The sequence below is a fragment of the Deltaproteobacteria bacterium genome, from assembly GCA_003696105.1.
GTDB lineage: Bacteria > Myxococcota_A > Polyangia > Haliangiales > J016 > J016.
Window position 1 is genome coordinate 1 of record RFGE01000062.1, and the last position, 22,507, is coordinate 22,507.

The following is a 22,507-nucleotide window of genomic DNA, read 5'->3' on the forward strand; positions in this document are numbered from 1 at the left end:
ACCATGGCGCTCGCGGTAGCAAGCCATCATCGACGCCCAGCGTCAAGCCGCGCGGGCGCTGCGTGCACGGGGCAAGGCGATCGGAGCCGCCCGGGCGCTTCCGGCGGCCGCGGCGGGCGCGGCGCCGTCGCCGGCCCGCGCGGCGTTCGGCGGGCCTACGCCGCGTGCGGGGCGATGTCCGCGGCGGCCATCGCGGTCTACCCGCGGTCGCCCCGCAGCGTCGCGCGTCGCATCCGGCGCGCGGACGGGGCGGCCGCCACCGCCGCGCCTACGGGCAGGTGCCTCCGGTGCCGCTCGTGTCGGTGCACACCCCGCCGCAGCAGTCGCCGTTGGGCTGCTCGGCGCAGGCCGTCTCGTCCATGGCCGCGGGCACGTCGGTGCAGACGCCGGCGTCGTCACATACGTCGGGGTTGCACGTCGGTTCGGCGATGCCCGCGCCGCACGGCGTGCCGGCGGCCAGGGGAGCGGTCGCGCTGCAGGTGCCCATCCCGTCGCATTGGGCGGTGCCCATGCAGTCCGTCGGGTCCGGATCGGGGCAGGACGTGCCGGCCGCGACGAACTGATCGGCCGGGCAGTCGGCCGACGTCCCGTCGCAGGTCTCGGCGACGTCGCAGTCGCCGGCCGACGGGCGGCAGGTCACGCCCGAGACGAGCGTGCACGTGCCGTCGGCGGTCGCGCCGAGCGATGCCTTGCACGCGTCGCACGGGCCGTCGCACGCGGCGTCGCAGCAGACGCCGTCGGAGCAGAAGCCGCTGTTGCACTCGCCGTTGATCGTGCACGCCGATCCGAGCGCGAGCCCGGCGTCCGGCGCCGCCGCGTCCGGCGCCGCCGCGTCCGGCACCGCCGCGTCCGGCACCGCCGCGTCCGGCGCCGCCGCGTCCGGCGCCGCCGCGTCCGGCGCTGGCGGCGCGGCGTCCGGCGCTGCCGCGTCGGGGCCGGGCGCGCCGTCGATCCCGCCGGCCGCGTCGGCCGCGGCACCGTCCGCCGATGCCGCGTCGATCGGCGGCGGCACCGTCGGGTCGCACTGGAACGCCGGGTCGACGTCGGCGCGCTTGCACCAGCCGTCGGCCGCGCACGCGTAGCCGTCCGGGCACGCGCCGTCGCTTCCGCACAGGAACGCGCACGCGGGCTTGGGCGCGTCGAAACACGCGGCGAGAGCCGCCGCGGCGACCGCCGCGATCCCCCAGCGCAACGAGAGGACGACCGTGGCGCGTCGCATCAGAACACCCACCCCGCGGTGAAGCCGACGCTGTCGCCGGTGACGACCGGCGTCACGGCCGCTGCGGCCGGCGCCCGCTCCGCGCCCGCCTCGGTTCCCGGGTCGACCAGGAAGAACACCACGGCGGTGGCGGCGCTCACGCCGGCACCGATCCACGCGATCTTCGCCCACCGCTCGAGATTTTCCCCCTCGTCGACGAAGTCTTCGTACTGGCGTCGCACCTCGCCGTCGAACGCGCGCGGTCGTCCGTCGACCGGATCGCGGAAGTCGATGAGCGTCTCGATGTCTTCCTCGCGCGAACTCGCCGACAGGCCGAGGACGGCGCCGGTGGTGGCGGCGGCGACCGCGACGCCGACCGACACCCACGCAGCCGTGCGCTGCCAACTCGTTCCCCCGTCGACGAACGTCGGCGGTCGATCCTCCGGCGCGGGGGTCGGCGGGGCGTCGTCGAAGTCGGGCGCCATGACGTCCGCCGCGTCCCCGCCGGCTGCCGCACCGCCGCCGGCCGCCGCATCACCGCCGCCGGCCGCCGCAGCGCCGCCGCCGGCCGCCGCACCGCCGCCGCCGGCCGCCGCACCGCCGCCATCGGTCTGGCCCAGCTTGCGCTTGCATTCGTCGACGCGCTTTTCGGTGTCGGCGCGGTCCGCCTCGCTCGGGTTGCCCTCGCGCAGGTACCGTCCGTAATAGATGAGCGCGGCCTCGCAGTCGCCGGCCTTGTCGTGCGCCAGCGCGATCTTGAAGAACAGCACCGGGTCCTTCGTGATCTGGTATGCGAGGCCGAACTCGCGGGCGGCGATCGCGTAGTCTTTGATGGCCAGCGCTTCGGTGGCCTTCTTGTAGTGTTCGCGCGCCTTCTCGATGTCCGGTCGTGCGTCGCCGGCCGGTGGAGTCTGCGCCGCGGCGCGTGCGCCGATGCCGAGCCCCACTACACCGGACAGCGCCGCGACCAGGGCGATGCTGCGGGTACGCATGGCGCCAGGATATACCTCGCGCCGGGTCCCGACAAGTCGAACGGGGCCGCTATCTGTCGGGAAATAGTGCGGTTTGGGGTATAGTCGGCCGCCCGCCATGGCCAAGATCGACTCCGTTCGCAACATCGGCATCGTCGCGCACATCGACGCCGGCAAGACGACGCTCACCGAGCGCCTGCTGTATCACGCCGGAAAGATCCACCGGGTCGGGGAGGTCCACGACGGCGAAAGCCAGATGGACTGGCAGGAGCAGGAACGCGAGCGGGGCATCACGATCACGGCCGCGACGACGACGCTCCAGTGGCGCAAGCACGACATCCACCTGATCGACACGCCCGGGCACGTCGACTTCACGATCGAGGTCGAGCGCAGTTTGCGCGTGCTCGACGGAGCTGTCGTCGTGTTCGACGCCGTCGCCGGCGTCGAGCCGCAGTCCGAAACCGTGTGGCATCAGGCGGACAAGTTTCACGTGCCGCGCATCGCGTTCATCAACAAAATGGACCGGCTCGGCGCCGACTTCGACGCGGCCGTCGCGTCGATCCGGCGCAAGCTCGGCGCGAACCCGGTGCCGGTGCAACTTCCGATCGGGGCCGAGGATGCGTTCTCGGGAGTGGTCGACCTGGTGCGCGGGCATGCGTTCACGTTCCACGGCGATCTCGACGAGGAGCCGTCGCCGGCGGACATTCCGAGCGACCTGCGCGACGCCGCGGCGGCGGCGCGCGACGCGTTCGTCGAGGCGGTCGCCGACACCGACGACGCAGTCGCCGAGGCCTACCTGGACGGCCGGCCGATCGACGAGGCGACCCTGCAGGCGGCGCTGCGGCGCGCGACGATCGCCGGCCGGGTCGTCCCGGTGCTGTGCGGCTCGGCGCTGCGCAACAAGGGCACCCGCCAGGTGCTCGACGCGGTGGTCGACTACCTGCCGTCGCCGCACGATCTGCCGCCGATCCGCGGCGTCGACCCGCGCGATCCGAGCGTCGTGCTCGAGCGCGCGCCGGACCCGAAACAGCCGCTCGCGATGCTCGCGTTCAAGGTCGCGATGGACGACTCGCGCAAGTTCGTGTTCTTGCGCGTGTTCAGCGGTACGGTCAAGCCGGGCGATCAGGTGTGGAACCCGCGCATCGGCGACAAGGAGCGGGTGGCGCGCCTGTTTCTGGTACACGCCAACCGGCGCCAGCGCATCGACAAGGCCGTCGCCGGCGAGATCGTCGCCGCGACCGGGCTCAAGCACGCGACGACCGGCGACACGCTGTGCGCGCCCGATGCGCCGATCCTGCTCGAGCGGATCGACACGTACGAGCCGGTGATGTCGATCGCCGTGGAGCCGCGCACCAACGCCGAACGCGACAAACTCGAATGGGCGCTCAACAAGATCGTCGAGGAGGATCCGACGTTTCGCGTGCGCGAGGACGAGGAGACCGGCCAGACGATCATCAGCGGCATGGGCGAGCTTCACCTCGAGATCGTCGTCGAGACGCTTCAGCGCGAGTACGGCGTCGAGGTGGCGGTCGGCAAGCCGCAGGTCGTCTACCGCGAGACGATCGCCGCGGCCGCCGAAGGCGAGGCGGTGTTCGAACGCGAGTTGAAAGAGGAGTCGCTGTACGGCGCCGCCCGCGTGCGCGTGGCGCCGCTGTCGCGCGGCGCGGGGACGCGGATCGAATCGGCGATCGGCGACGACGCCGGCGTGCCGCCGCCGGTGGTCGAGGCCGCGATGCAGGGCCTTCGCGAGGTGTCGCAGTCGGGCCCGAACGGCTACCCGCTCACCGACCTCGAGGTCACCCTGCTGTCGGTCGGCACGCGCGAGGGCGTCCCCGCGGAAGTCGGCGTCAAGGTGGCGGCCGCCGAGGCGTTCCGCCGCGCGCTGCGCGACGCTCAGCCGACGCTGCTCGAACCGATCATGGTGGTCGAGGTCGTCACGCCCGAAGACAACCTCGGAGCGGTCATCGGCGATCTCAACCAGCGCCGCGGCCACGTTCAGCACGTCGACACCGAGGGCGTCAAGAGCGTGGTGATCGCGCACGTGCCGCTCAAGAACCTGTTCGGCTACTCCACCGATCTGAGGTCGCTCACCCAGGGGCGCGCGAACTTCACGATGAAATTCCACGCCTACGACAACCTCGACGCCGCCGGCACGTAGCGGCCGGATCGCGCGGCCGCGGCGGTCAGTAGCCGCCGGTGATCAGCACTTCCGCGACGGCGCCGCGACCGTCGGCGCGGCTGTTGATCGCGCGGTTGCAGGTGACGCGATCGACGCGGAAGCCGTCGTACAGCGAGCGAATCAGCGGCGTGTCGCTGTTGGACAGCATCACCGCGCAGCCCTTGCGGACCAGCAGCCGCGCGACGCGCGCGAGTTCGCGCTGGTCGTCTTCCCCGAAGCACGCGCTGGTGTAGCTCGTGAAGTTGGCGGTCGCCGACACCGGCTGGTACGGCGGGTCGAAGTACACGAAGTCGCCGCGGCCGGCGGCGTCGACCACGTAGTCGTAGCTGCGCGTCGCCAACTCGGCCCGCTGCAGCAGGCGCGACGCGGCGCGCAACCCGGGCGCATCGCAGATCGCCGGCGCCTTGTAGCTACCGATCGGCACGTTGAACCGCCCCGACCGGTTGACGCGCCACAGCCCGTTGTAACAGGTCTTGTTCAGGTAGATGAACATCGCGGCGCGGTCGACGTCCGACTGCGGCCCGGTGCGCTCGTTCCACCGCTCGCGCGTCGCGTAGTAGTAGTCCTCGCAGTGGCGATCCCGGTGGGTGCGCAACCGCCGGATGACCGCCTCGACGTTCCACGCGACGGCGCGGTAGGTCGCGATCAGGTCGGCGTTGAGATCGGACAGGACCGCGTGGTGCGGGGCGAGCCGGAAGAAGACGGCACCGCCGCCGACGAACGGCTCGAAGTAGCGGCGAAACGACGGCGGCCGGCGCGCCGTGATCGCGTCGAGCAGCCGCGACTTGCCCCCCGCCCACTTGACGATCGGCGCGGCGGCGTCGGGCCGGGCCGGGCGGCGCGCGACGCGCGCGGGTGCGAGCGGACGGGTGCGCAGTCGCGCAGTCGAAGGGGCGGTCCCAGGCATGCCCCCATGGTCGGGATCGGCGCGGAGGGGGGCAAGTTTTCGGCACCTGGCCGCGGCCGGTTACGGAGGTGCTTATCGAAGCGCAGCGGCGCGCCGACTCCGGCGCGCGTCGCGACGCCCTCGCGCCGTGGGCGCGGCGCGGCGGCCACCGCGCGGCGCGCGCGCGGTTCCGGCGCGGTCAGTACAGCTCGGCGGCGCGCGCGTAGTCGTGCGTCGTCGGGTCGTAGTCGACCAACACGCCCACGGCGCCGCGCTCGCTCGCGAGCGCCAGGACCTCCGCCTTGTTGCTCCGCACCACCATGCGGGGCTCCGCGTGCTCCACCGCCGACTGCTCGATGAACCGGCGCGCGTTGAACGCGTTCTTGAACCCGAGCAGGTACGTCTCGTTGTTGCCGGCGCGGGCCATCATCAGCGAGTTCGGCTCCTCCGAGCCCGGCTCGCGGACCAACAGGACCCACAGACCTTCGATGGACGATTTGTCGGCGGTGTGCGCGTGGATGTGCATAGGCAGTACGTCTCCTGTGCGGGGTAGGGGGCTCCGTCCTTAAAACACTCGGCGCACCGTGTCAAGAGTTGGTATAAGGCTTGAAATGGCTCCCGCCGTGTCGCTCCCGGTGTTGCCTCCGCTCGTCGACGCGCACGCCCGCCGCGTGACGTACCTGCGCGTTTCGCTTACGGATCGCTGCAACTACCGCTGCACGTACTGCATGCCGCCCGAGGGCGTCGATCTCGTGCCCCGGCAAGATGTGCTGGCCTTCGAGGAGATCGCGCGAATCGTGCGCGTCTTCGCCGGTCTCGGCGTTCGGCGCGTCCGGCTCACCGGCGGCGAACCGACCATCCGCAAGGGGCTGCCCGAGTTGGTCTCGCGCCTGACCGCCATCGAGGGGATCGAGTCGGTTGTGATGACGACCAACGGCCATCGCCTGCCGGAACTCGCGAAGCCGCTCGCGCGAGCCGGGCTGGCAGAGGTCAACGTGTCGGTCGACACCCTCCGCGCCGACAAGTTCGCCGCGATCACGCGGCGCGGCGATCTGGACCGCGTGCTCGCCGGCATCGACGCGGCGCGCGCCGCGGGCATGCGGGTCAAGCTCAACACGGTCGCCCTGCGCGGGTTCAACGACGACGAGATCGCGGACTTGTGCGCCTACGGCTGGCGGGTCGGCGCGGTGCCGCGGTTCATCGAGCACATGCCGATGTCCGACGGCCGGCTGTACGCGCCGGGCCGCGAGCTGTCCGCGGCGGCGATCCGCGCGGCGGTCGCCGGCCGGTTCGGCCCGGTCGAGCGCGTGATCGACCGCGGCGACGCGACGGGGCCGGCGCGGTATTGGGCGCCCGGCGGCGACCGGGCGCGCCGGTTCGGCATCATTTCGGCGATGACGGAGCACTTCTGCGACACGTGCAACCGCGTGCGCCTGTCGGCGGTCGGTGAGCTGCACACGTGTCTGGCGTACGACGACGCGGTCAACCTGCGCGCGATTTTGCGCGGCGGCGGCGGCGACGATGCGGTGCGCGACGCCATCCGTGCGGCGCTGGCCGGCAAGCGCGCGGGCCACGACTTTCGCCGATCGGGGCATGGCGCCCCCAGCAAGCACATGATCAGCATCGGCGGGTAACGGACCGGCGGCGCGCGGCATCGGACTAAAAGCGAGGATCGGCCCGCACATAGCGCATCCCGGACGCGCGCTGGCCCCGGGGGGGCTGTTGGCGCGGGTTGTGCTAGGTTGTACCGCGGGTGCCGCGCCGCGCACCCCGCCGACCACGGACCATACGGAGCCCACCATGAGCCGCAGTATCAAGATCGTGCTGACCGTCGTCCTCGTCGCGGGCGGCGTCGGCTACCTCATGGCCTCGTCGCTCGAGGGCGAGGTGGCGTACTACAAGCACGTCGAGGAGGTCATGGCCGCGCCCGCCAAGTGGGTCGACAAGCCGCTGCAGGTTCACGGCTTCGTCGAGGCCGGCTCGATCGACAAGCGCATCGAGGGCCACCAGCAGACCACGCGATTCGTCCTCGAGAGCAAGGGGGCGCGCATCGCGGTGACCACGACCGCGCCGATTCCCGACACGTTCAAGGACGCGGCCGAGGTCGTCGCCAAGGGGCGCCTCGACCGGGCCGAGGACGGCAGCTACCGGCTGGTCGCCGACGAGCTGTCGGCGAAGTGCCCGTCGAAGTACGAAGAGAACCGGCGCAAGAGTTTGGCCGGATCCTGAGGCGCAGCGTGTCGGCGTTCGACATCCCCTCGTCGCCCACGGCGGTCCTCGGCCACATCGTTCTGCTCGTGGCGTTCGTCCTGGCCGCGTACACCCTCGCGGTCGGGGTGATCGGCTCGCGCCGCCGGCGCCCGCGCCTGATTCGTGCGTCGATGTACGGCCTGTACGCGTTCGCCGGGCTCATGACGGTCGCGTCGGCGCTGCTCGTCTACGCGTTTTTGACGCACGACTACACGATCAAGTACGTCTACCACTACAGCGACACGTCGATGCCGACCTGGTACAAGGTGACGGCGTACTGGGGCGGGCTCGACGGTTCCCTGCTGTTCTGGGTATTCGTCCTCGCGGTGTTCTCGGCGGTCGCGGTGTTCGCCAACCGCCACCGCCACCGCGACATGATGGGCTACGTCGTCGCGACGTTGATGGGCATCGCGCTGTTCTTCCTCGCGGTGCTCATCTACGCGAAGAACCCGTTCGCGACGTTTCTGTCCGATCCGCCGGTGGACGGCAAGGGGCTCAACCCGCTGCTGCAGAACTACTGGATGGTGATCCATCCGCCGTCGCTGTACATCGGCTTCGTCGCCGCGTCGGTGCCGTTCGCGTTCTGCGTGGCGGCGCTCGCCTCGGGACGACTCGACGATGCGTGGATCTACTCGATCCGCGTGTGGATCCTGATCTGCTTCTTGTTCTTGTCGCTCGGGCTGATCCTCGGCGGGCGCTGGGCCTACGAGGAGCTGGGCTGGGGCGGCTACTGGGCGTGGGACCCGGTCGAAAACGCCGGGTTCCTGCCGTGGTTCACGGCGACGGCCGTCCTTCACTCGATCATCATCCAGGAGCAGCGCGGTTCGATGAAGGTGTGGAACGTCGTGCTCGTCGTCCTCACCTTCTTCCTCACGATTTTCGGCACGTTCATGACCCGGTCGGGCGTCGTCCAGTCCGTGCACGCGTTCGGCGAGGACAACGAACTGGCGCTTTATTTCATCCTGTTCATGGCGCTGATCTGGATCTTTTCGGTGGGGCTCATCGTCTACCGCCTGCCGCGCCTGCGATCGCGCGGTTCGTTCGAGTCGTTCGCGTCGCGCGAGTTCGCGTTCCTGGTCAACAACTGGGTGCTGCTCGGCTGCGCGCTGTTCGTGCTGTTCGCGACGATGTTCCCGACGATCTCGGAGTCGTTCCGGGATCAACGGATCACGGTCGGCCCGCCGTTCTTCAATAAATGGATGGTGCCGCTCGGCTTGACCCTGCTCATGCTCGCGGGTGCGGCGCCGCTGCTGGCGTGGCGCCGGACGGCGGCTCGGCGGCTGATGGACCAGTTTGCGTTCCCGGTCGCGGCGATGGTCGTCACGGTCGGCGTTCTGGCGGCGGCGTTTCCCCGCACGCGGGCGCTGTCGTCGCTGTTTTCCAATCAGGTGAGGTTTCCGAGCGCGCTCGTGTGCTTCGGCGTCGTCGCCTTCACGCTCGCATCCTGCGTGCAAGAGTTTTGGAAGGGGACGCGCGTGCGCAAGCGGCAGACGGGAAGCGACGCGCTGTCGTCTCTGCTCGGCATCGTCCTCGCCAAGCGGCGGCGCTACGGCGGCTACATCGTCCACATGGGCATCGCGCTGATGTTCATCGGCTTCGCCGGCAAGGCGTTCGAGGTCGAAAAGGACTTCACCCTGCATCAGCCGGGGACGACGAAGGCGCTGATGGACCGCGGCGACAAACCGTTCGGCGAGGTGCTGCTGTCGTGCGGCAAGGGCGAGCTGCCGGACTGCGTCGTCGTGCGCGGCATCCTGTTTCGTTACGACCGCTTCTATCACTGCCCCGAGACGGTGTCCGACGGCACCGCGAAGCAGGCCAAGGACCTGCAGCAGCGGATCGCCCGCGCGGCGGACGAAGCCGAACGCGCGCGGCTCGCCGCCGCCCTGTCCGAGCTGCGCGCGGACGTGCGCGCCCATTGCTCGGGGGTCAACGGCGATCACAAACAGACGTGGACGGCGCGGCTGCGGGCGATCACGAAGGACGGCGACGATCTCGGCACGCTGTGGCCGGCGCAGTGGCTGTACACGAAATCGACCGAACAGCGCACGACGGAGCCCGCGATCGAGAGCGTCGGCGCCGACGACGTGTACCTGGCGCTGCTCGGGTTCGAGCCGGGAACCGAGGGCATCGCGAACTTCCGCCTGTTTCTCAACCCGCTGGTCAACTGGGTATGGCTCGGGTTCACCGTGCTCATGCTCGGCTGTTTCGTGTGCCTGATTCCCGAGTCGGTCGTGCGCATGCTCAAGCCGGCGCCGAAGACACGGGTCGGCCGCATCGCCGACAAGGCGGCGCTGGCGGCGTTCGTCGCGGGGGCGACGCTGCTGTCCGTGTCGGCGGCGCGCGCGCAGGACGCGCCGTCCGCCGCCGGGCCGGTCTACGAGGAGTCGAATCCACACGCGGTGCAGGGCACGACCATCGCCAGTCAGTACCGCCCGGACAGCGACACCGCGGCCCGGCTGATGAAGGACATCGGCTGCATGTGCGGCGGCTGCAACAAGGAGCCGATCCACGACTGCAAGTGCGGCTATGCGGCGCAAATGCGGGCCGAGGTGCTCGCCGCGCTGCGCGGCCGCGACCTGTCGACGGAGGAGGCGCAGCGGCGGGCGTACGAGGAGGTCCGCGACGCGTTCATCGCGAAGTACGGCCAGGAGGTGCTCACGCTGCCGATCGACGAGGGGTTCAACCGGTTGGCGTGGGCGCTGCCGTTCGCGCTGATCGGCGGATCGCTCGCGCTGATCGTCGGCGTGGGCCGATATTGGGTGCGGCGCGGGCGCCGCGACTGGGCCGTGTCGGTCGCGGCCGCACAGCAGGTCGACCTCGACGACGAGGCGGCGGATCGACTGGATGAGGAACTCGACCGCATCGACTGACGGCGCAGCCGCGCCGCGATGGCTGTCGCGTGCGGCGGGCGCGGTAGCCGTACTCGCCGGGTGGGCGCTGATCGTCGCCGTCTACCGCGGGCGGCTCACGCCGTCGGCGGTCACGCTGGCGATCGGCTGGGCCGCGCTCGTGGCGACGGCGTGGCTGTTGTGGGGCGCGCTGTGGACCGCGGTCGGCAGCGGCGGCGGCGGCGACGCGATCGAGCCGGCGGACCTGGACGCCCTTCGCCGCGGCGACCTCGAGCGGGAAAAGCGCGCGTTGCTGCGCGCGATCAAGGACGTGGAGTTCGACCGCGACATGGGCAAGATGTCGCCGGCCGAGGCCGACGAGATCCTGCGCGTGTACCGCGCGCGGGCGATCGAGGTCATCCGCGAACTCGAGGCGGGCGTGCTCGACGACCCGACCGTGCCGATCGACGAGGCGATCGATCGCGAGGTGGCCGCGCGCATCGGTGTGCGGCCGGGGCGCGGGCAGGCGCCGCGGGCGGAGGTCGACCGGCTCGTACGCCAGGTCGAGGCGAGCGAACGCCGCGGGCGGTACGGCTATCGCGCGGCGGCGGGCGCGCTCGTCGCCGCCGCCAGCGCGTTTGCCGCGCTCGCGACCTGGTCGCCCGACGCGGGCGCGGGTCACGTCGTCGGGTGGGGGCTGCCGGTCGCGGCCGGGCTGGCGCTGGCCGGCCACGGGCTATATCGATGGCTCACGTACTCCGAACCGGACCATGCGAGCGACGACGACGGCGGAGGGGCCTCGTGAAGGTCTCCGCTGCATGGCTTGCGGCGATCGGGGCGGTCGCGGCGACCGCGGGCACCGCGCGGGCGCAACCTCAGATGCCCAACCCACGCGTGATGAGCGGGATGGCGCGGCCGGAGCCGAACGATCCGCCGGGCCGACTCACCGCGCGCGTCGTCCAGGGCGGGTTCGCGGTCGACCAGTTCGGCAACTCGCAGTCGAAGTTTCCGCCCGGCCACATCGTGCATCTCGTCGCCGTGGGGGCCGACGGGAAGGTGTCGCTGCAGAGCCTGCCGGTGGACGAAAACGGCCGCGCCGTGTTCCAGGGATTGGCGACGGACGGGAGCCGGGCCTATTTCCTCACCACGCTGCTGCCGCGCGGTGACATCGACGATCACGTGGGGACGCGCGAGCCGATCGGCATGCCGCCGAAGGTCGGCATGCGCGTCCTTCTCGCCGGACCCGAGCCGGACGCCTCCGATCCGCCGGTCGACGATCTGTCGCCGGAGGGGTTGCCGCCCGTCCCCGCGGGCCAGGTGGTGGTCGAAGTGCGCGGCATGGTCGACGCCGCGCACTCGGTCCGGCTCGTCGACCTGACCACGGGCGGCGCGGTGACGGCGGCGCTCGAGCCGCTGCAGGACGCCAAGGTGGCGCGGTTCACCGGCGTGGCCGGCGGCAACGACAAGGTGTACATCGCGGAGGTCGTCGCCGGCGGGCGAGTGTATCGCTCGCAGCCGATCCAGGTGGGCCGGGGACGCGGCGGCTTCGGCTCGGTGTTCGTGTACCCGTCGCTGCTGATGCAGATGCACGCGGGAGCGGAGGTGGACGACGACCGGCTGTGGTTCCAGGTCCAGTTCGTCCTCGCCAACGGCACCGGTGCGCCGTATCTGCCCGGCGACGAGGGCATCGTCATTCCGCTGCCGCGCGGGTTCGTCGCCGCGTCGGTGGACGAGCAGAATCAGATGCGCGTCAAGGTCGACAAACAGCGAGGCCTGGTCTGGCGCGGAGCGTTTCCGCCGGGCCAGCGCGCGTTCGTCGCGCAGTTCGCGATCCCGATCGAAGACGGGCGCGCGGACTTCGTGTTGCCGTTGCCGTTCGGCGCGATCGACAGCCAGATCTCGCTGCGCGCGAACGCCGGCGTCGTAAAGCGGCTCGAGCGCTGCCGCAAGCGCGGCCAGGATCCGCGCGTGTGCGACGGCATCGAGGCGGGCAAGCTCGTGGAGTCCGACCAGATCGGGCCGGCGCGGTTTTCGACGTTGGCCGACAGCGGCACGACGTTTCTGGTCATGCCGGGCATCAACGTCCGTGCGGGGGGCACGCTTCGGATCGCGTTCAAGGGGTTGCCGCAGCCGCCCCGCATGTGGCGCTACGCCGGTGCCGCAGCGGCGGCCATCGCGACGATCTTCATCGCGCTCGGGATTGCCACGGCGATGCGCTCGGCCGGCGACCGCGCGCGCGACACGCGACGCGACGAGCTGGTGATCGAGCGCGATGATCTGTTGCGGAAGCTCGTCGCACTCGAGAAGGACCACCTCGCGGGGCGCGTGGCGGACGACCGATACGACCAGCGGCGCAGCGCGCTGAAGCGACGGTTGTCGGAGGTCGTCGCCGAATTGCGCACCGACCGCTGACCGATGCGCATCGACCGGGTCCACGTCGCGGGCGTGTCGAAACGCTACGGCCCTCAGCGCGCGCTCGCAAACGTCGATGTCGACCTTCGCGCCGGTAGCCTGTGCGCGCTGCTCGGACCCAACGGCGCCGGAAAGTCGACGCTGCTCGGGATCCTCTCGACGCTTGTGCGTCCGACGGCGGGCGAGGTGGTGTACCTCAGCGGCGATCGGGCCGTCCCAGCCGGCGCGCCGCTGCGGGCGCAGATCGGCGTGCTCGCGCACGAGTCGTTCATCTACGGTGAACTGACAGCGGTCGAAAACCTGGATTTCTACGGCAACCTGTACTCCGTGCCGCGGCGGCGCGACCGGGCGGCCGCGCTGCTCGACGAGGTCGGGCTCGACGACCGGGCTCGCAATCGCCCCGCGCGCACCTACTCGCGCGGGATGTTGCAACGGCTCGCGCTCGCCCGGGCGCTCATGCACGAGCCGCCCGTGCTGCTGCTCGACGAGCCGTTCACTGGGCTGGATCGCCACGGTGCGGCGGCGCTCGCTCGCACGCTCGACCGAGCCCGGCGCGACGGCCGCGTCGTGCTCGTGGTGTCGCACGACCTGGAGGCGCTCGACGGCGTGTGCGACCACGTCGTCGTGCTCCGGCGCGGCAAGGTCGTCGTCGATCGGCGTGCACCGGCCGGTACGGCGTTTTCGCACGCGGAACTCAAGGACATTTACCACGAGTTCGACGAGTGACTGCAGGCGCCACGATTTGCGACACGTCGTCGGGTCGGCGTAAAACCGTCGCAGTGGGCTTTTTCGCACACGTCGGCGCCGTCGCCCGAAAGGACCTGCGAGTCGAGCTTCGCAGTCGCGAAGTCGTCTACACGATGTTGTTCTTTGGCGCGATGGTGATGCTGATCTTCTCGTTCGCGTTCGTCGAGGGGCGGACCGGTAAGGCGATCGGCGACGTGTCGGCCGGGCTACTCTGGATCAGCGTGTTGTTTGCCGGCACGCTCGGTCTGTCGCGTGCGTTCGATCGCGAGCGCGAGGACAATACGATGCGCGGCCTGCTACTGGCGCCGGTGCCGCGCGCGGCGATCTTCTTGGGCAAGGCGATCTCGATCGCGGTGTTCATCCTGACCGCCGAACTCGTCGTCGTGCCGATGATTGGCGTACTGTTCAAGGCGCCTCTCGGTCGCGATCCGGTGGCGCTGGTGGTGGCGCTGGCGCTCGCGACGATCGGGTTCTCCATCGTCGGTTCGGTGTTCGCGTCGATGTTGCTGCGGTCGCGGGCCCGTGCGGTGTTGCTGCCGGTCACGTTGTATCCGATCCTCGTGCCGATGATGATCGCCGCCGCGAAGGCGACCGGCGCGATCATCGGTGCGGCGTACGACCCGTCGGTTGCGTGGTTCTGGATCCGCTTTCTCGCGGTGTTCGACGTCGTGTTCCTTGTCGCCGCGCTATGGTTTTTCGAGGCCCTGGTGATCGAATGAACAAGACGGGTGTGTTGATCGCGGCAGCGCTTGCGGCCATCGGCTTGCCGGCGGCGTTGTGGCTGGCGTTTTACCGGGCGCCGCTATTGGATCAGCTCTACTTCAACCAGAAGATCTTCTACTTCCATGTGCCGTCGGCGTTCATGCTGTTCGTCGCCGTATTCGTGTGCGGCATCTACTCGCTGCGCTATCTTCGCAAGCGCAACCCCGACCACGACGAGGTCGCGAGCGCCGCGGCGGAACTCGCTGTGTTGTTCGGCGCGATCGTGCTGATCACCGGATCGATCTGGGGTAAGGCCGCGTGGAACATGTGGTGGGACTGGGAGGCGCGGCTGACGACGGCGCTGTTGCTGTGGATGATCATGGTCGCCTACGTGCTCGTGCGCAAATACGGCGGACCGGGCAGCGAACGGCTCGGCGCCGGGCTCGGCGTGTTCGCAATGCTCGACGTGCCGTTGATTTATCTGAGCGTTCATATCTGGCGGACGGTTCACCCCAAGACGAGTGTCGTTCCGGGCCTGCAAGGCACGATGCGCATCGCGTTCTGGGTCGCGGTCACGGCGTTCGTGGCACTGTTCGTCCTGCTGATGAAGGTTCGGCTGGCGATCGGGCGCGGGCGTCGCCAACTCGACGACGTGCGCGAAGCGGCGCTCGACGCGGGGTTGTTCGAATGAGGAGACCGACGATGCGAACGATGCATTGGCTCGCGCCCGTGGCGGCGCTGTGGTTGGCCGGCGCGTCCCGCGCCGCGGGAGCGCAACCGGCGGCGTCCGGCGCGCCCCGCACTTCCGGCGGTGCGGAATCCGCCGAGCCGCCGGGCGCGGCGGCTGCGCCCGGCTCGGCGGCCGCGGGACCGGCCGCGACCGCGCCGCGCGCGGCCGAGTCGGCGACCGATCCGGCCGCGGCCGCGCGCGCGGCCGACCTGCGCGCCCGCTGTGATGCAGAGTGGCAAAAGGACGAGGCGTGGTACCGGGACCTGCGCAACCTGTTCATCAATCAGTTGTTCTTCGATCCGCGGACCGGTGCGATCGCGAACCCGCCGCCGGCGCTGCCGGCGTTCGAACCCGGCTACACGAGCCCGATGCGGGACGAGTGTACCGAGGCGATGCGTCGCGATCCGAAGTGGATGGCCGAGCTGCGCGCGCACTTCGACGGGCTGCTGAGCTACGAGTTCCAGGAGCGCAACGCGTCGGCCGCGGTGAAGAACAACCGCCACGTCGTGGCGGCGTATGCCGCGATCCTCGTCCTCCTCGTCGCATTCGTCGTCGCGCTGTTCCTCCGCCAGCGCCGCCTCATGGCGGACATCGAGCGCCTGCGCGAGGAGGTACGGCGCGCGGCGGACGACGGGGCGTAGTCTGCATGGCGGCCACCACGACGTCCTGCGCTCATCCCGCGAGCGACACCGCGTAGTCATGCCACCGTCCAATCACCTCATCTATATTCCGGGTATCTTGTTGCTCGGGATCATGATCGGATTCGTCCTCGGTGCGCGCGCCGCCCGCGAGCAGGCCCGTCTGACCGAGCGCCGGGAAGCGGAGCGCGCGGCGGCGCGCGCCGCCCGCGCGGCGAGGCGCGCGGCCCGCGAGCGGCGCGCCGGCGGCGACGGGGCGCCGGCAGACGCCAGTGAGGGCGATGCCGCCGCGCCGCGCGACGGCGGGTAGTCGTCAGCCGGGCAGCAACCAGGACACATCGACCTCCGGGGCGAGGTCGAACAGCCAGTCCTCGAACGACGCCTTGCCGCTGCGGGTGACCGCATCGCGCAGCGCCGTTCGCTCGGCCGCGAACAGCTCGCCAAACGGTGCGGCGAGCGCATGCGGCGACGTGTCCCAGCCGAACCGCGCGGCGACGCCCTGCAACTCGGTTGCGAGGTCGCCGCACGACGCGATTCGATCGTCGGCCGACTTGGCCAGCGCGCGCGCCAGCACGCCGTCGAGCGCCGGCGCGGCATCGCCGAGGTTCGACGGCAATGGCGGCGGCGCGTCCTCCACGACGGCGCGCACGGTCAGATAGTTGGCGCTGCGGCGAAACAGCGGTCGGCCGGCAAACAGTTCCCACGCGATCGCCGCGACCGCGAACACGTCCGCGCGGCGATCGAACGATGCGCCGAGCAGCTGCTCCGGCGCCATGTACGCATACGTACCGCGCGGTGCGGCGTCCGGGGCCGCGTAGGTCGATTGCGCGACGCCAAAGTCGATCAGCTTGGCGACGCCGTGGAAATCGATCATCACGTTGTGCGGATGGACGTCGCCGTGCACGATCCCGAGCGGCGAGCCGTCATCGTCGACCGCCGCATGCGCGACCTCGAGCCCCGCGCACACGTCGGCCAGCAACCGGACCACGGCGCCGGGGCCGAGCCGGGCGGCGGCGCTCGGCCGGCAGCGCGCACACACCCGTGCGAGGTCGACGCCGAGCACGAACTCCATCGTCAGGTAGTCCCAGCCGGCGACGCGGCCCGTGTCGTAGACCCGGGCGATGTGTGGCGACGCCAGCCGCGACGCGATTCGAGCCTCGTTCAGGAATAGCTCGACGAGCAGCCGGTTGCGGCTCACATGCGGCAAAACCCGCTTGAGGACGACGATTTTCGGGCCGGTGGACGCGCGGTCCGCCCGCGCCAGGAACACCTCGGCCATGCCGCCCTGGCCGAGTCGGCGCAGCAGCGTGTAGTCCCCGAACGGTCGCACCATGCGCGACCTCCGATGGTACCATGCGCGGCCATGGCCTTTGCACTCACCGAGGAACAGCAGGCGCTCGTCGCGACCGCGCGCGAGTTTACGAAAAAAGAGATCATCCCGGTCGCCAGTGAACTCGACGAGAAGTCCGAGTTCCCGCGCAAGATTCTCGAGAAGGCGTGGGAGACGGGGTTGATGAACGTCGAGATCCCAGAGGCGTACGGCGGGCTCGGGCTCGGTTGTTTCGACAACTGCCTGTTGCAAGAGGAGATCGCGTACGGGTGCGCGGGCGTCAACACGTCGCTCACGGCGAACTTGCTCGGCGCGATGCCGCTGTTGATCGCCGGTACGGAAGAGCAGAAGAAGAAGTGGCTGACGCGCCTGACGGAAGCGCCGGTGTTCGCTGCGTACTGCTGCTCCGAGCCGGATGCCGGATCCGATGTCGCGGGGATCTCCACGCGCGTCGAGCGCAAGGGGGACGAGTACGTGATCAACGGCCAGAAGCGCTGGATCACGAACGGCGGCGTCGCGAGCTTCTACACGGTGTTGGCCACCTTCGATCGCAGCAAACGCCACAAGGGCATCGCGATGTTCGTCGTCGATGCGCAGACCCCCGGCGTCAAGACCGGCCGCAAAGAGGACAAGATGGGCCAGCGCTGTTCGAACACGACCGACGTGCTGTTCGAGGACGTGGTCGTGCCCAAGGACGCGCTGATCGGTCGCGAAGACCAGGGGTTCAAAATCGCGATGATGACCTTCGATCGGTCGCGGCCGTGGATCGCCGCGGGCGCGGCGGGGCTGATCCGCCGGGCACTCGAGGAGTCGCGCAACTACGCGCTCGAGCGCAAGACGTTCGGCGTGCCGATCGCACAGCACCAGGCGATCCAGTTCATGCTCGCCGACATGGCCGTGTCGTACGAGGCGACGCGGCTTTTGTGCCACAAGGCGGCGTGGATGGTCGACCAGGGCAAACTTGACAGCATCGTGTCGTCGTACGCGAAGCTGTTCGGCGCCGACGCCGCGATGAAGGCGGCGACCGACGCCGTCCAGATTTTCGGCGGCTATGGCTACACGAAGGAGTACCCGGTCGAGAAACTGATGCGCGACGCAAAGCTGCTGCAGATCTACGAGGGCACGTCCCAGATTCAGCGCATCGTCATCGCCCGCAACGTGCTGAAGTCTGCATAGCCCTTCGCGGCAGCGGGCTCGCCCGGCGCTATGCGATCGTGCCGGAGCGGTGGAACCGGTCGCGGTCGCCGAGGACGCCGGAGACGGTCCGCGTCAGGTTGCCGGTCCGCCGCGTCCGGCCGGCGGCGGCGACCGGCGGAGTGCGCCACTCGATCTCGGCGCGCTTGAACTTCTCGGTGCCCTGGGCGAGACGCGGCGGCGGGGGCGGCGATGTCCGCCGACGGGGCGGCGCGGTCGGCGGTCGCGGCCGCGCGCGTACGAGTGCCTTCAGCGCCGCGACCGGAGACACGAAGTCGTGTGCGACGCGGTCGAACCGCGGCAGCGTGTCGGCGAAGAACGCATTCCGGCGATCCGGGGACAGCGCCTGCGGATCGATGAGTACGGCCCCCTCGTGGTGGGCCCACAGGACCACGTCCGCCCAGTGCGCGGCGTCGAGCACCTCCAGGCGCAGGCGCAGCAGGGCGTCGTCGCCATCTTGCGCCAAGCAGGCGTCAACGCTGCGGATCACCGGACCGGCGCCCGTCTGCAGGCGCGCCGCGGCACCGATCCACTCGCGGGGATAGACTCGGAAGCGCGGCAGCAACAGGTACGCGAGGCGAAGGGTCACGTCGCCACACAATGCAACGATCAGGCCAGCACATCCCCGCGGGTAGGAACGGCCGGCGTGGTTGCGCTGCGTACACATGGCCGCGGGTGTACGCCGGGCGTACACCGGTGCCCGGAGTTGCGGGCGGCCGCCTCGTCCGGTCGCCGCGACGGCGCGCTACGATCGCTCGATGACGCGCGCTCGCCTCGCGCGGGCCCGGAGGCGGTCCCATCGTGCCGTGCGGTCGCGCGGCCGCGCGCTCGTGGCGGCTGCGATCGCCGGCTGGCTCGGCGCCTGCGATTCGTCGGTGCCGGTCGAGCCGGTGCCGCTGTCCGACCTGTCGGCGCGGTTGCAGGACGCCATCTGCCGGTGGGCAGTGCGCTGCCGGCACGTCCCCGACGCGGTGACCTGCCGCCGGCTGCTCGACCCGAAAGAGTACGACACGCGGCGCGCGCGCGACGCGGTCGCCGCCGGCCGGCTGCTCTACGACCCCGACGCCGCCGGCCGGTGCGTCGCAGACACGGCATCGGCACACTGCCTCGCCAGCCCGTTTTCGGCGGATGCGTGCGCTGCGATGTGGACGGGGGCCGTGCCGCCCGGCGGCGCGTGTACGAGCGCGTTCGAGTGTGCCGGCGGCGCTCCGTGCGAACGGCGCGTGTGCGATGCCCAGTGTTGCGCCGGCACGTGCGGCGCGGCGCCGCCCCCGCCGGAGCCGCCGCCGGCGCCGGCGGCGCTGGGCGAGCCGTGTAGCGGCCACGATGATTGCGGCGTCGGTGCCTATTGCGACCTGTCCCGGCGGTGCGCGGCGATGCCGGACGCTCCCGGTGAGCCGTGCTTGATCGGCTGCGCGGTCGGCGACCTGTACTGCGACGTCGTCGCGCTCGAGTGCCGCCGCTACGCGGGCCGTGGCGAGCCGTGCGATCCGGACGGCCGGACGGCGCCGCCGTGCGATCCCGCGTGGGCCTACTGCGACGGCGTCTGCCGCGATCGACCCGCGGCAGGCCAGCCATGCGACCCGCGCGAACGCCGCTGTGTCGCCAGCGCCTGGTGCGACGGCGACCCGGGGGTGTGCCGGGCGCGCGGCGGCGCCGGCGCGCCGTGCGAGCGCTCCGATCAGTGCACCGTGGCGTGCGATGGAGCGCATTGCGTCGCGTACCGGCGGTGTACAGTCGACCCGTGACGTGGCTTCGCGGGGACTCGACCTTCCTTGCGCCGTGGCTGTGTGCGATCGCGGCGTGCGGTTCTGGCGGTGGCGCGGTCGACGCGGGCGGCGCCGGCGGGGACGCGGGCGCCGCGGGTGACGCGGGCCAAGCGTGTCCCTCGCCGTGCGCCGATACCGAGGTGTGCCGCTACGGCGTGTGCGTGCCGCGGCCACAGCCGTGTGCGTCCACCGACGACTGCTCCGGGGACGCATATTGCGACACCGCGGCGGGCGAGTGTTTGCCGTGGGGCGTCGGTCCCGGCGGCTTCTTCGACGACGGCTGCACCCGCGAGGTCGTGGCGGGCGTGTTCTTCCCCGACGTGCAGTGCGAATGGCTCGGGCCGCCCGCCGGCGATCCGTATCCCGAGCACGTCAACGTCCTGTCCGCGCCGGTCGTCGCCGACTTCGGCACGTCGGGCGACCCGGAGTTGCCGCGCCCGTCCATCGTCTTTGTCTCGTACAACTTCACCGATGGGGGAGCGGATGCGTGCAAAGGCAGCAATCCCGCTCACACCGGCGTGATCCGCGTGATCGACGGCCGGACCTGCCAGCCGATCGCCACCATCGCCGAGCCGGTGCCGATCGCAGCGAGCAGCCCGCTCGTCGTCGATCTCGACGCAGACGGTACGCCGGAGATCGTCGCGGTGACGGTCGGCGGTGGCCTGGCCGCGTGGAAGTTCGATGCAGGCGGCACGTTCTCGACGCTGTGGCAGACCACCGAGCAGGTGGCGGCCGACCTGTGCGTGTGGACCGGGCCGTCGGCGCACGACCTCGACGACGACGGCCTTCCGGAGATCCTGTTTTACGGCGCGGTGTTCGGCCCCGACGGCACGTTTCTGTCGAGTGTCGGCGATCTCAGCAGCGGGCTCACGACCGGCTACATCCCGGTGGCCGCCGACGTCGACGCCGACGGCCAACCGGAACTCGTCGCGGGCTCGGCGATCTACGGGTGGGACCTGGCGACGCACACCTGGGTGCAGGAGGTCGCCCTCGGAGACGACGCGCAGACCGCGGTGGCGGACTTCGGCACCTTCGGCCCGGATCCGAGCGCCGACGACCGGGCGACGCTCGACGGCATCGCCGAGGTCGTCGCGATCGCGCGCGGCACCGCGACCGTCTACGCGGTGGACGGCCGTATCCTGTTCGGCCCGCTCGCGTTGCCCGGCACCGGCTTCGGCGGCGCGCCGACGATCGCGGACTTCGACGGCGACGGCCGCGCGGAGTTTGCGGCCGCCAACGGCACGGCATACTCCGTATTCGACCTCGACTGCACCGATCCTCCAGATCCGAGCACGTGTCCGACGATGTCGACCGACGGCGTGCTGTGGTCGCAGCCGTCGCAGGACAAGTCGTCGAACCGGACGGGCTCGTCCGTGTTCGACTTCGAGGGAGACGGCATCGCCGAGGTCGTCTACGCGGACGAGTGTTTCACGCGGGTCTACGACGGTCGCAACGGAGATGTGGTGTACTCGCGGTACCGCACGTCGTGCACCTGGTACGAGAACCCGGTGATCGCGGATACCGACGCCGACTTCGGGGCCGAGATCGTCGTCGGCTCGAACACGAACTGCCGCGTGACCTGCCCGGCGGTCGATCCGATTTTCGACGGCATTCGCTGTTTCGACGAATCCGACTGTCCCGGCGCGACCACGTGCCGGCGGGACGCTCCGACCGACGCGACCGGCCGGTGCCGTTGTTCCGTCAGCGCCGACTGCGGCGGCGACGGATTCGCGTGCCTCGATCCGATCGCGGGGCCGTCGCCCAACGGCAAGGTGTGCCGCGCCGGGCACCCGGGACCGGCGACGGCGTTCGGGCTGCGCGTGATCGGCGATCGGCTGGGGCGCTGGGTCGACACGCGGCGCATCTGGAATCAGCACGCGTACGCGGTCACGAACGTGCTCGACGACGGTCGCGTGCCGCGAACGAGCGCGTGGATGCGCAACTGGACCGTTCCCTCGCTCAACAACTTCCGCCAGAACGCACCGGGCGCGGGGGCCGGCGTCGGCATCATGCCGGATCTCACGGTGAAACAGGCAACGCTGGCGTGTACGGCGCCGGGCGCCGGCGACCTCGACATCGAGGTCTGCAACCGAGGGACCGAGCCGGTCGCCGACGGCGTGGCGGTGGCGGTGTACCTGCCCGGGGGAGACCTCGCCTGTACGGCCGCGACCGGCAGCGTGTTGCGGCCCGGAAACTGTACGACCGTCACCTGTGCGGCGACCGGGCTGCCGACCGCGACCCCGGTGTCGGTGCGCATCGCCGTCGACGACGACGGGACGGGCGCGGAGGAGCACACGGAGTGTCGTGAACACAACAACGGCCTGCTCCTCGACGACGTCGTGTGCCCCTGACCCGACCGGGACCGGGCGGGCGTTCGTCGCACGGCCGTGCGTGCGGCGCGCGGTGCGCTCGCGTCGCGTCCGTTCGTCGCGGTGGCGGCTCCGGGCCCCACGGCGAGCGGTGCCGCCGGGACGGGGCGCCCTCGCGCAGGGGTTCATCCGCAAGGAGTCCGGGCCCGGGCCACGGCGGCCGCGTTCGGCGGGGTGAGGCGATCGGCTCGCTCGCGCGAGCGGCGGCGGCGTGGCCGGCGGTTGCGCATGTGTCCGAGGCGTGCACAGTTGCGGCGCGCGGCGGGCAAGGCCTTCGCGTAGTTGTCATGGCACTCGCGTTGCA

At 70.9% G+C, this 22,507-nt stretch carries 18 protein-coding genes and 1 pseudogene; 13 read left to right on the forward strand and 6 right to left on the reverse strand.

Translation table 11 applies throughout. The features are described 5' to 3' along the window. Positions 1-268: 268 nt before the first annotated feature. Both D6689_03830 and D6689_03835 read right to left on the reverse strand, forming a co-directional pair. Positions 269-1,219, reverse strand: coding sequence for a hypothetical protein (locus tag D6689_03830; GenBank protein RMH43866.1), 951 nt, complete (start codon positions 1,217-1,219; stop codon positions 269-271). 470 nt (positions 1,220-1,689) lie between these two features. Continuing rightward, positions 1,690-1,803 (reverse strand): annotated as a pseudogene (locus D6689_03835) (NmrA family transcriptional regulator). Between the two features lie 484 nt (positions 1,804-2,287). On the opposite strand from D6689_03835, the gene fusA reads away from it, so the two are divergent. Then, complete coding sequence (gene fusA, locus D6689_03840) at positions 2,288-4,327, forward strand: elongation factor G (protein ID RMH43867.1); 2,040 nt, start codon at positions 2,288-2,290, stop codon at positions 4,325-4,327. Positions 4,328-4,352: 25 nt separating this feature from the next. Here fusA and D6689_03845 read toward each other — a convergent pair whose 3' ends face one another. After that, the gene (locus D6689_03845; protein ID RMH43868.1) at positions 4,353-5,255 is read right to left on the reverse strand and encodes a DNA adenine methylase; all 903 of its coding nucleotides are present in this window, start codon (positions 5,253-5,255) and stop codon (positions 4,353-4,355) included. A gap of 178 nt (positions 5,256-5,433) precedes the next feature. After that, on the reverse strand, positions 5,434-5,760 hold the full coding sequence (locus tag D6689_03850; protein ID RMH43869.1) for a hypothetical protein: 327 nt from the start codon (positions 5,758-5,760) through the stop codon (positions 5,434-5,436). Between the two features lie 85 nt (positions 5,761-5,845). Here D6689_03850 and moaA point away from each other — a divergent pair, with 85 nt between their 5' ends. The 10 genes from moaA to D6689_03900 all read left to right on the forward strand — a co-directional run bounded on the left by moaA (position 5,846) and on the right by D6689_03900 (position 15,851). After that, positions 5,846-6,868 (forward strand): GTP 3',8-cyclase MoaA, encoded by a 1,023-nt coding sequence (gene moaA, locus D6689_03855; GenBank protein ID RMH43870.1) that lies wholly within the window; start codon positions 5,846-5,848, stop codon positions 6,866-6,868. A gap of 166 nt (positions 6,869-7,034) precedes the next feature. Then, positions 7,035-7,463 carry a cytochrome c maturation protein CcmE gene (locus tag D6689_03860; GenBank protein RMH43871.1) on the forward strand — a complete coding sequence of 143 codons (429 nt, stop codon included), beginning with the start codon at positions 7,035-7,037 and terminating at the stop codon, positions 7,461-7,463. Between the two features lie 8 nt (positions 7,464-7,471). Further along, entirely contained in the window at positions 7,472-10,354 is a 2,883-nt protein-coding gene (locus D6689_03865; protein RMH43872.1) for a hypothetical protein, read from the forward strand. Beyond that, positions 10,329-11,117 carry a hypothetical protein gene (locus D6689_03870; protein RMH43873.1) on the forward strand — a complete coding sequence of 263 codons (789 nt, stop codon included), beginning with the start codon at positions 10,329-10,331 and terminating at the stop codon, positions 11,115-11,117. The genes D6689_03865 and D6689_03870 overlap by 26 nt, the downstream gene beginning before the upstream one ends. Continuing rightward, entirely contained in the window at positions 11,114-12,724 is a 1,611-nt protein-coding gene (locus D6689_03875) for a hypothetical protein (GenBank protein ID RMH43874.1), read from the forward strand. Before D6689_03870 ends, D6689_03875 begins: the two co-directional genes overlap by 4 nt. 3 nt (positions 12,725-12,727) lie before the next feature. Then, a complete protein-coding gene (locus D6689_03880) occupies positions 12,728-13,450 on the forward strand; it encodes an ABC transporter ATP-binding protein (GenBank protein ID RMH43875.1) in 723 nt (240 codons plus the stop codon). After that, positions 13,333-14,190: a heme ABC transporter permease gene (locus tag D6689_03885; protein ID RMH43897.1), complete on the forward strand. Its 858-nt coding sequence runs from the start codon at positions 13,333-13,335 to the stop codon at positions 14,188-14,190. Before D6689_03880 ends, D6689_03885 begins: the two co-directional genes overlap by 118 nt. After that, entirely contained in the window at positions 14,160-14,864 is a 705-nt protein-coding gene (locus D6689_03890) for a hypothetical protein (protein RMH43876.1), read from the forward strand. The genes D6689_03885 and D6689_03890 overlap by 31 nt, the downstream gene beginning before the upstream one ends. Before the next feature lie 20 nt (positions 14,865-14,884). Beyond that, complete coding sequence (locus D6689_03895) at positions 14,885-15,544, forward strand: hypothetical protein (protein RMH43877.1); 660 nt, start codon at positions 14,885-14,887, stop codon at positions 15,542-15,544. 58 nt (positions 15,545-15,602) lie between these two features. Continuing rightward, positions 15,603-15,851, forward strand: coding sequence for a hypothetical protein (locus D6689_03900; GenBank protein RMH43878.1), 249 nt, complete (start codon positions 15,603-15,605; stop codon positions 15,849-15,851). A gap of 3 nt (positions 15,852-15,854) precedes the next feature. Here the strand turns inward: D6689_03900 and D6689_03905 are convergent, their stop codons facing one another. Continuing rightward, on the reverse strand, positions 15,855-16,874 hold the full coding sequence (locus D6689_03905; protein ID RMH43879.1) for a serine/threonine protein kinase: 1,020 nt from the start codon (positions 16,872-16,874) through the stop codon (positions 15,855-15,857). 30 nt (positions 16,875-16,904) lie between these two features. Between D6689_03905 and D6689_03910 the strand changes: the two genes are divergently transcribed. Beyond that, entirely contained in the window at positions 16,905-18,047 is a 1,143-nt protein-coding gene (locus D6689_03910; protein ID RMH43880.1) for an acyl-CoA dehydrogenase, read from the forward strand. A 28-nt stretch (positions 18,048-18,075) separates the two neighbouring features. On the opposite strand, the gene D6689_03915 is transcribed toward D6689_03910, so the two are convergent. Then, complete coding sequence (locus tag D6689_03915) at positions 18,076-18,654, reverse strand: hypothetical protein (protein RMH43881.1); 579 nt, start codon at positions 18,652-18,654, stop codon at positions 18,076-18,078. 987 nt (positions 18,655-19,641) lie between these two features. Here D6689_03915 and D6689_03920 point away from each other — a divergent pair. Further along, positions 19,642-22,185 (forward strand): VCBS repeat-containing protein, encoded by a 2,544-nt coding sequence (locus D6689_03920; GenBank protein RMH43882.1) that lies wholly within the window; start codon positions 19,642-19,644, stop codon positions 22,183-22,185. Positions 22,186-22,507 lie beyond the last annotated feature (322 nt).

Excerpts from the sequence above, each read along its gene's own strand:
- D6689_03830 (RMH43866.1), bottom strand. The coding sequence starts at position 1,219 with ATGCGACGCGCCACGGTCGTCCTCTCGTTGCGCTGGGGGATCGCGGCG.
- fusA (RMH43867.1), top strand. The coding sequence starts at position 2,288 with ATGGCCAAGATCGACTCCGTTCGCAACATCGGCATCGTCGCGCACATC.
- D6689_03845 (RMH43868.1), bottom strand. The coding sequence starts at position 5,255 with ATGCCTGGGACCGCCCCTTCGACTGCGCGACTGCGCACCCGTCCGCTC.
- D6689_03850 (RMH43869.1), bottom strand. The coding sequence starts at position 5,760 with ATGCACATCCACGCGCACACCGCCGACAAATCGTCCATCGAAGGTCTG.
- moaA (RMH43870.1), top strand. The coding sequence starts at position 5,846 with ATGGCTCCCGCCGTGTCGCTCCCGGTGTTGCCTCCGCTCGTCGACGCG.
- D6689_03860 (RMH43871.1), top strand. The coding sequence starts at position 7,035 with ATGAGCCGCAGTATCAAGATCGTGCTGACCGTCGTCCTCGTCGCGGGC.
- D6689_03870 (RMH43873.1), top strand. The coding sequence starts at position 10,329 with ATGAGGAACTCGACCGCATCGACTGACGGCGCAGCCGCGCCGCGATGG.
- D6689_03880 (RMH43875.1), top strand. The coding sequence starts at position 12,728 with ATGCGCATCGACCGGGTCCACGTCGCGGGCGTGTCGAAACGCTACGGC.
- D6689_03890 (RMH43876.1), top strand. The coding sequence starts at position 14,160 with ATGGTTTTTCGAGGCCCTGGTGATCGAATGAACAAGACGGGTGTGTTG.
- D6689_03895 (RMH43877.1), top strand. The coding sequence starts at position 14,885 with ATGCATTGGCTCGCGCCCGTGGCGGCGCTGTGGTTGGCCGGCGCGTCC.
- D6689_03900 (RMH43878.1), top strand. The coding sequence starts at position 15,603 with ATGCCACCGTCCAATCACCTCATCTATATTCCGGGTATCTTGTTGCTC.
- D6689_03905 (RMH43879.1), bottom strand. The coding sequence starts at position 16,874 with ATGGTGCGACCGTTCGGGGACTACACGCTGCTGCGCCGACTCGGCCAG.
- D6689_03910 (RMH43880.1), top strand. The coding sequence starts at position 16,905 with ATGGCCTTTGCACTCACCGAGGAACAGCAGGCGCTCGTCGCGACCGCG.
- D6689_03920 (RMH43882.1), top strand. The coding sequence starts at position 19,642 with ATGCGACCCGCGCGAACGCCGCTGTGTCGCCAGCGCCTGGTGCGACGG.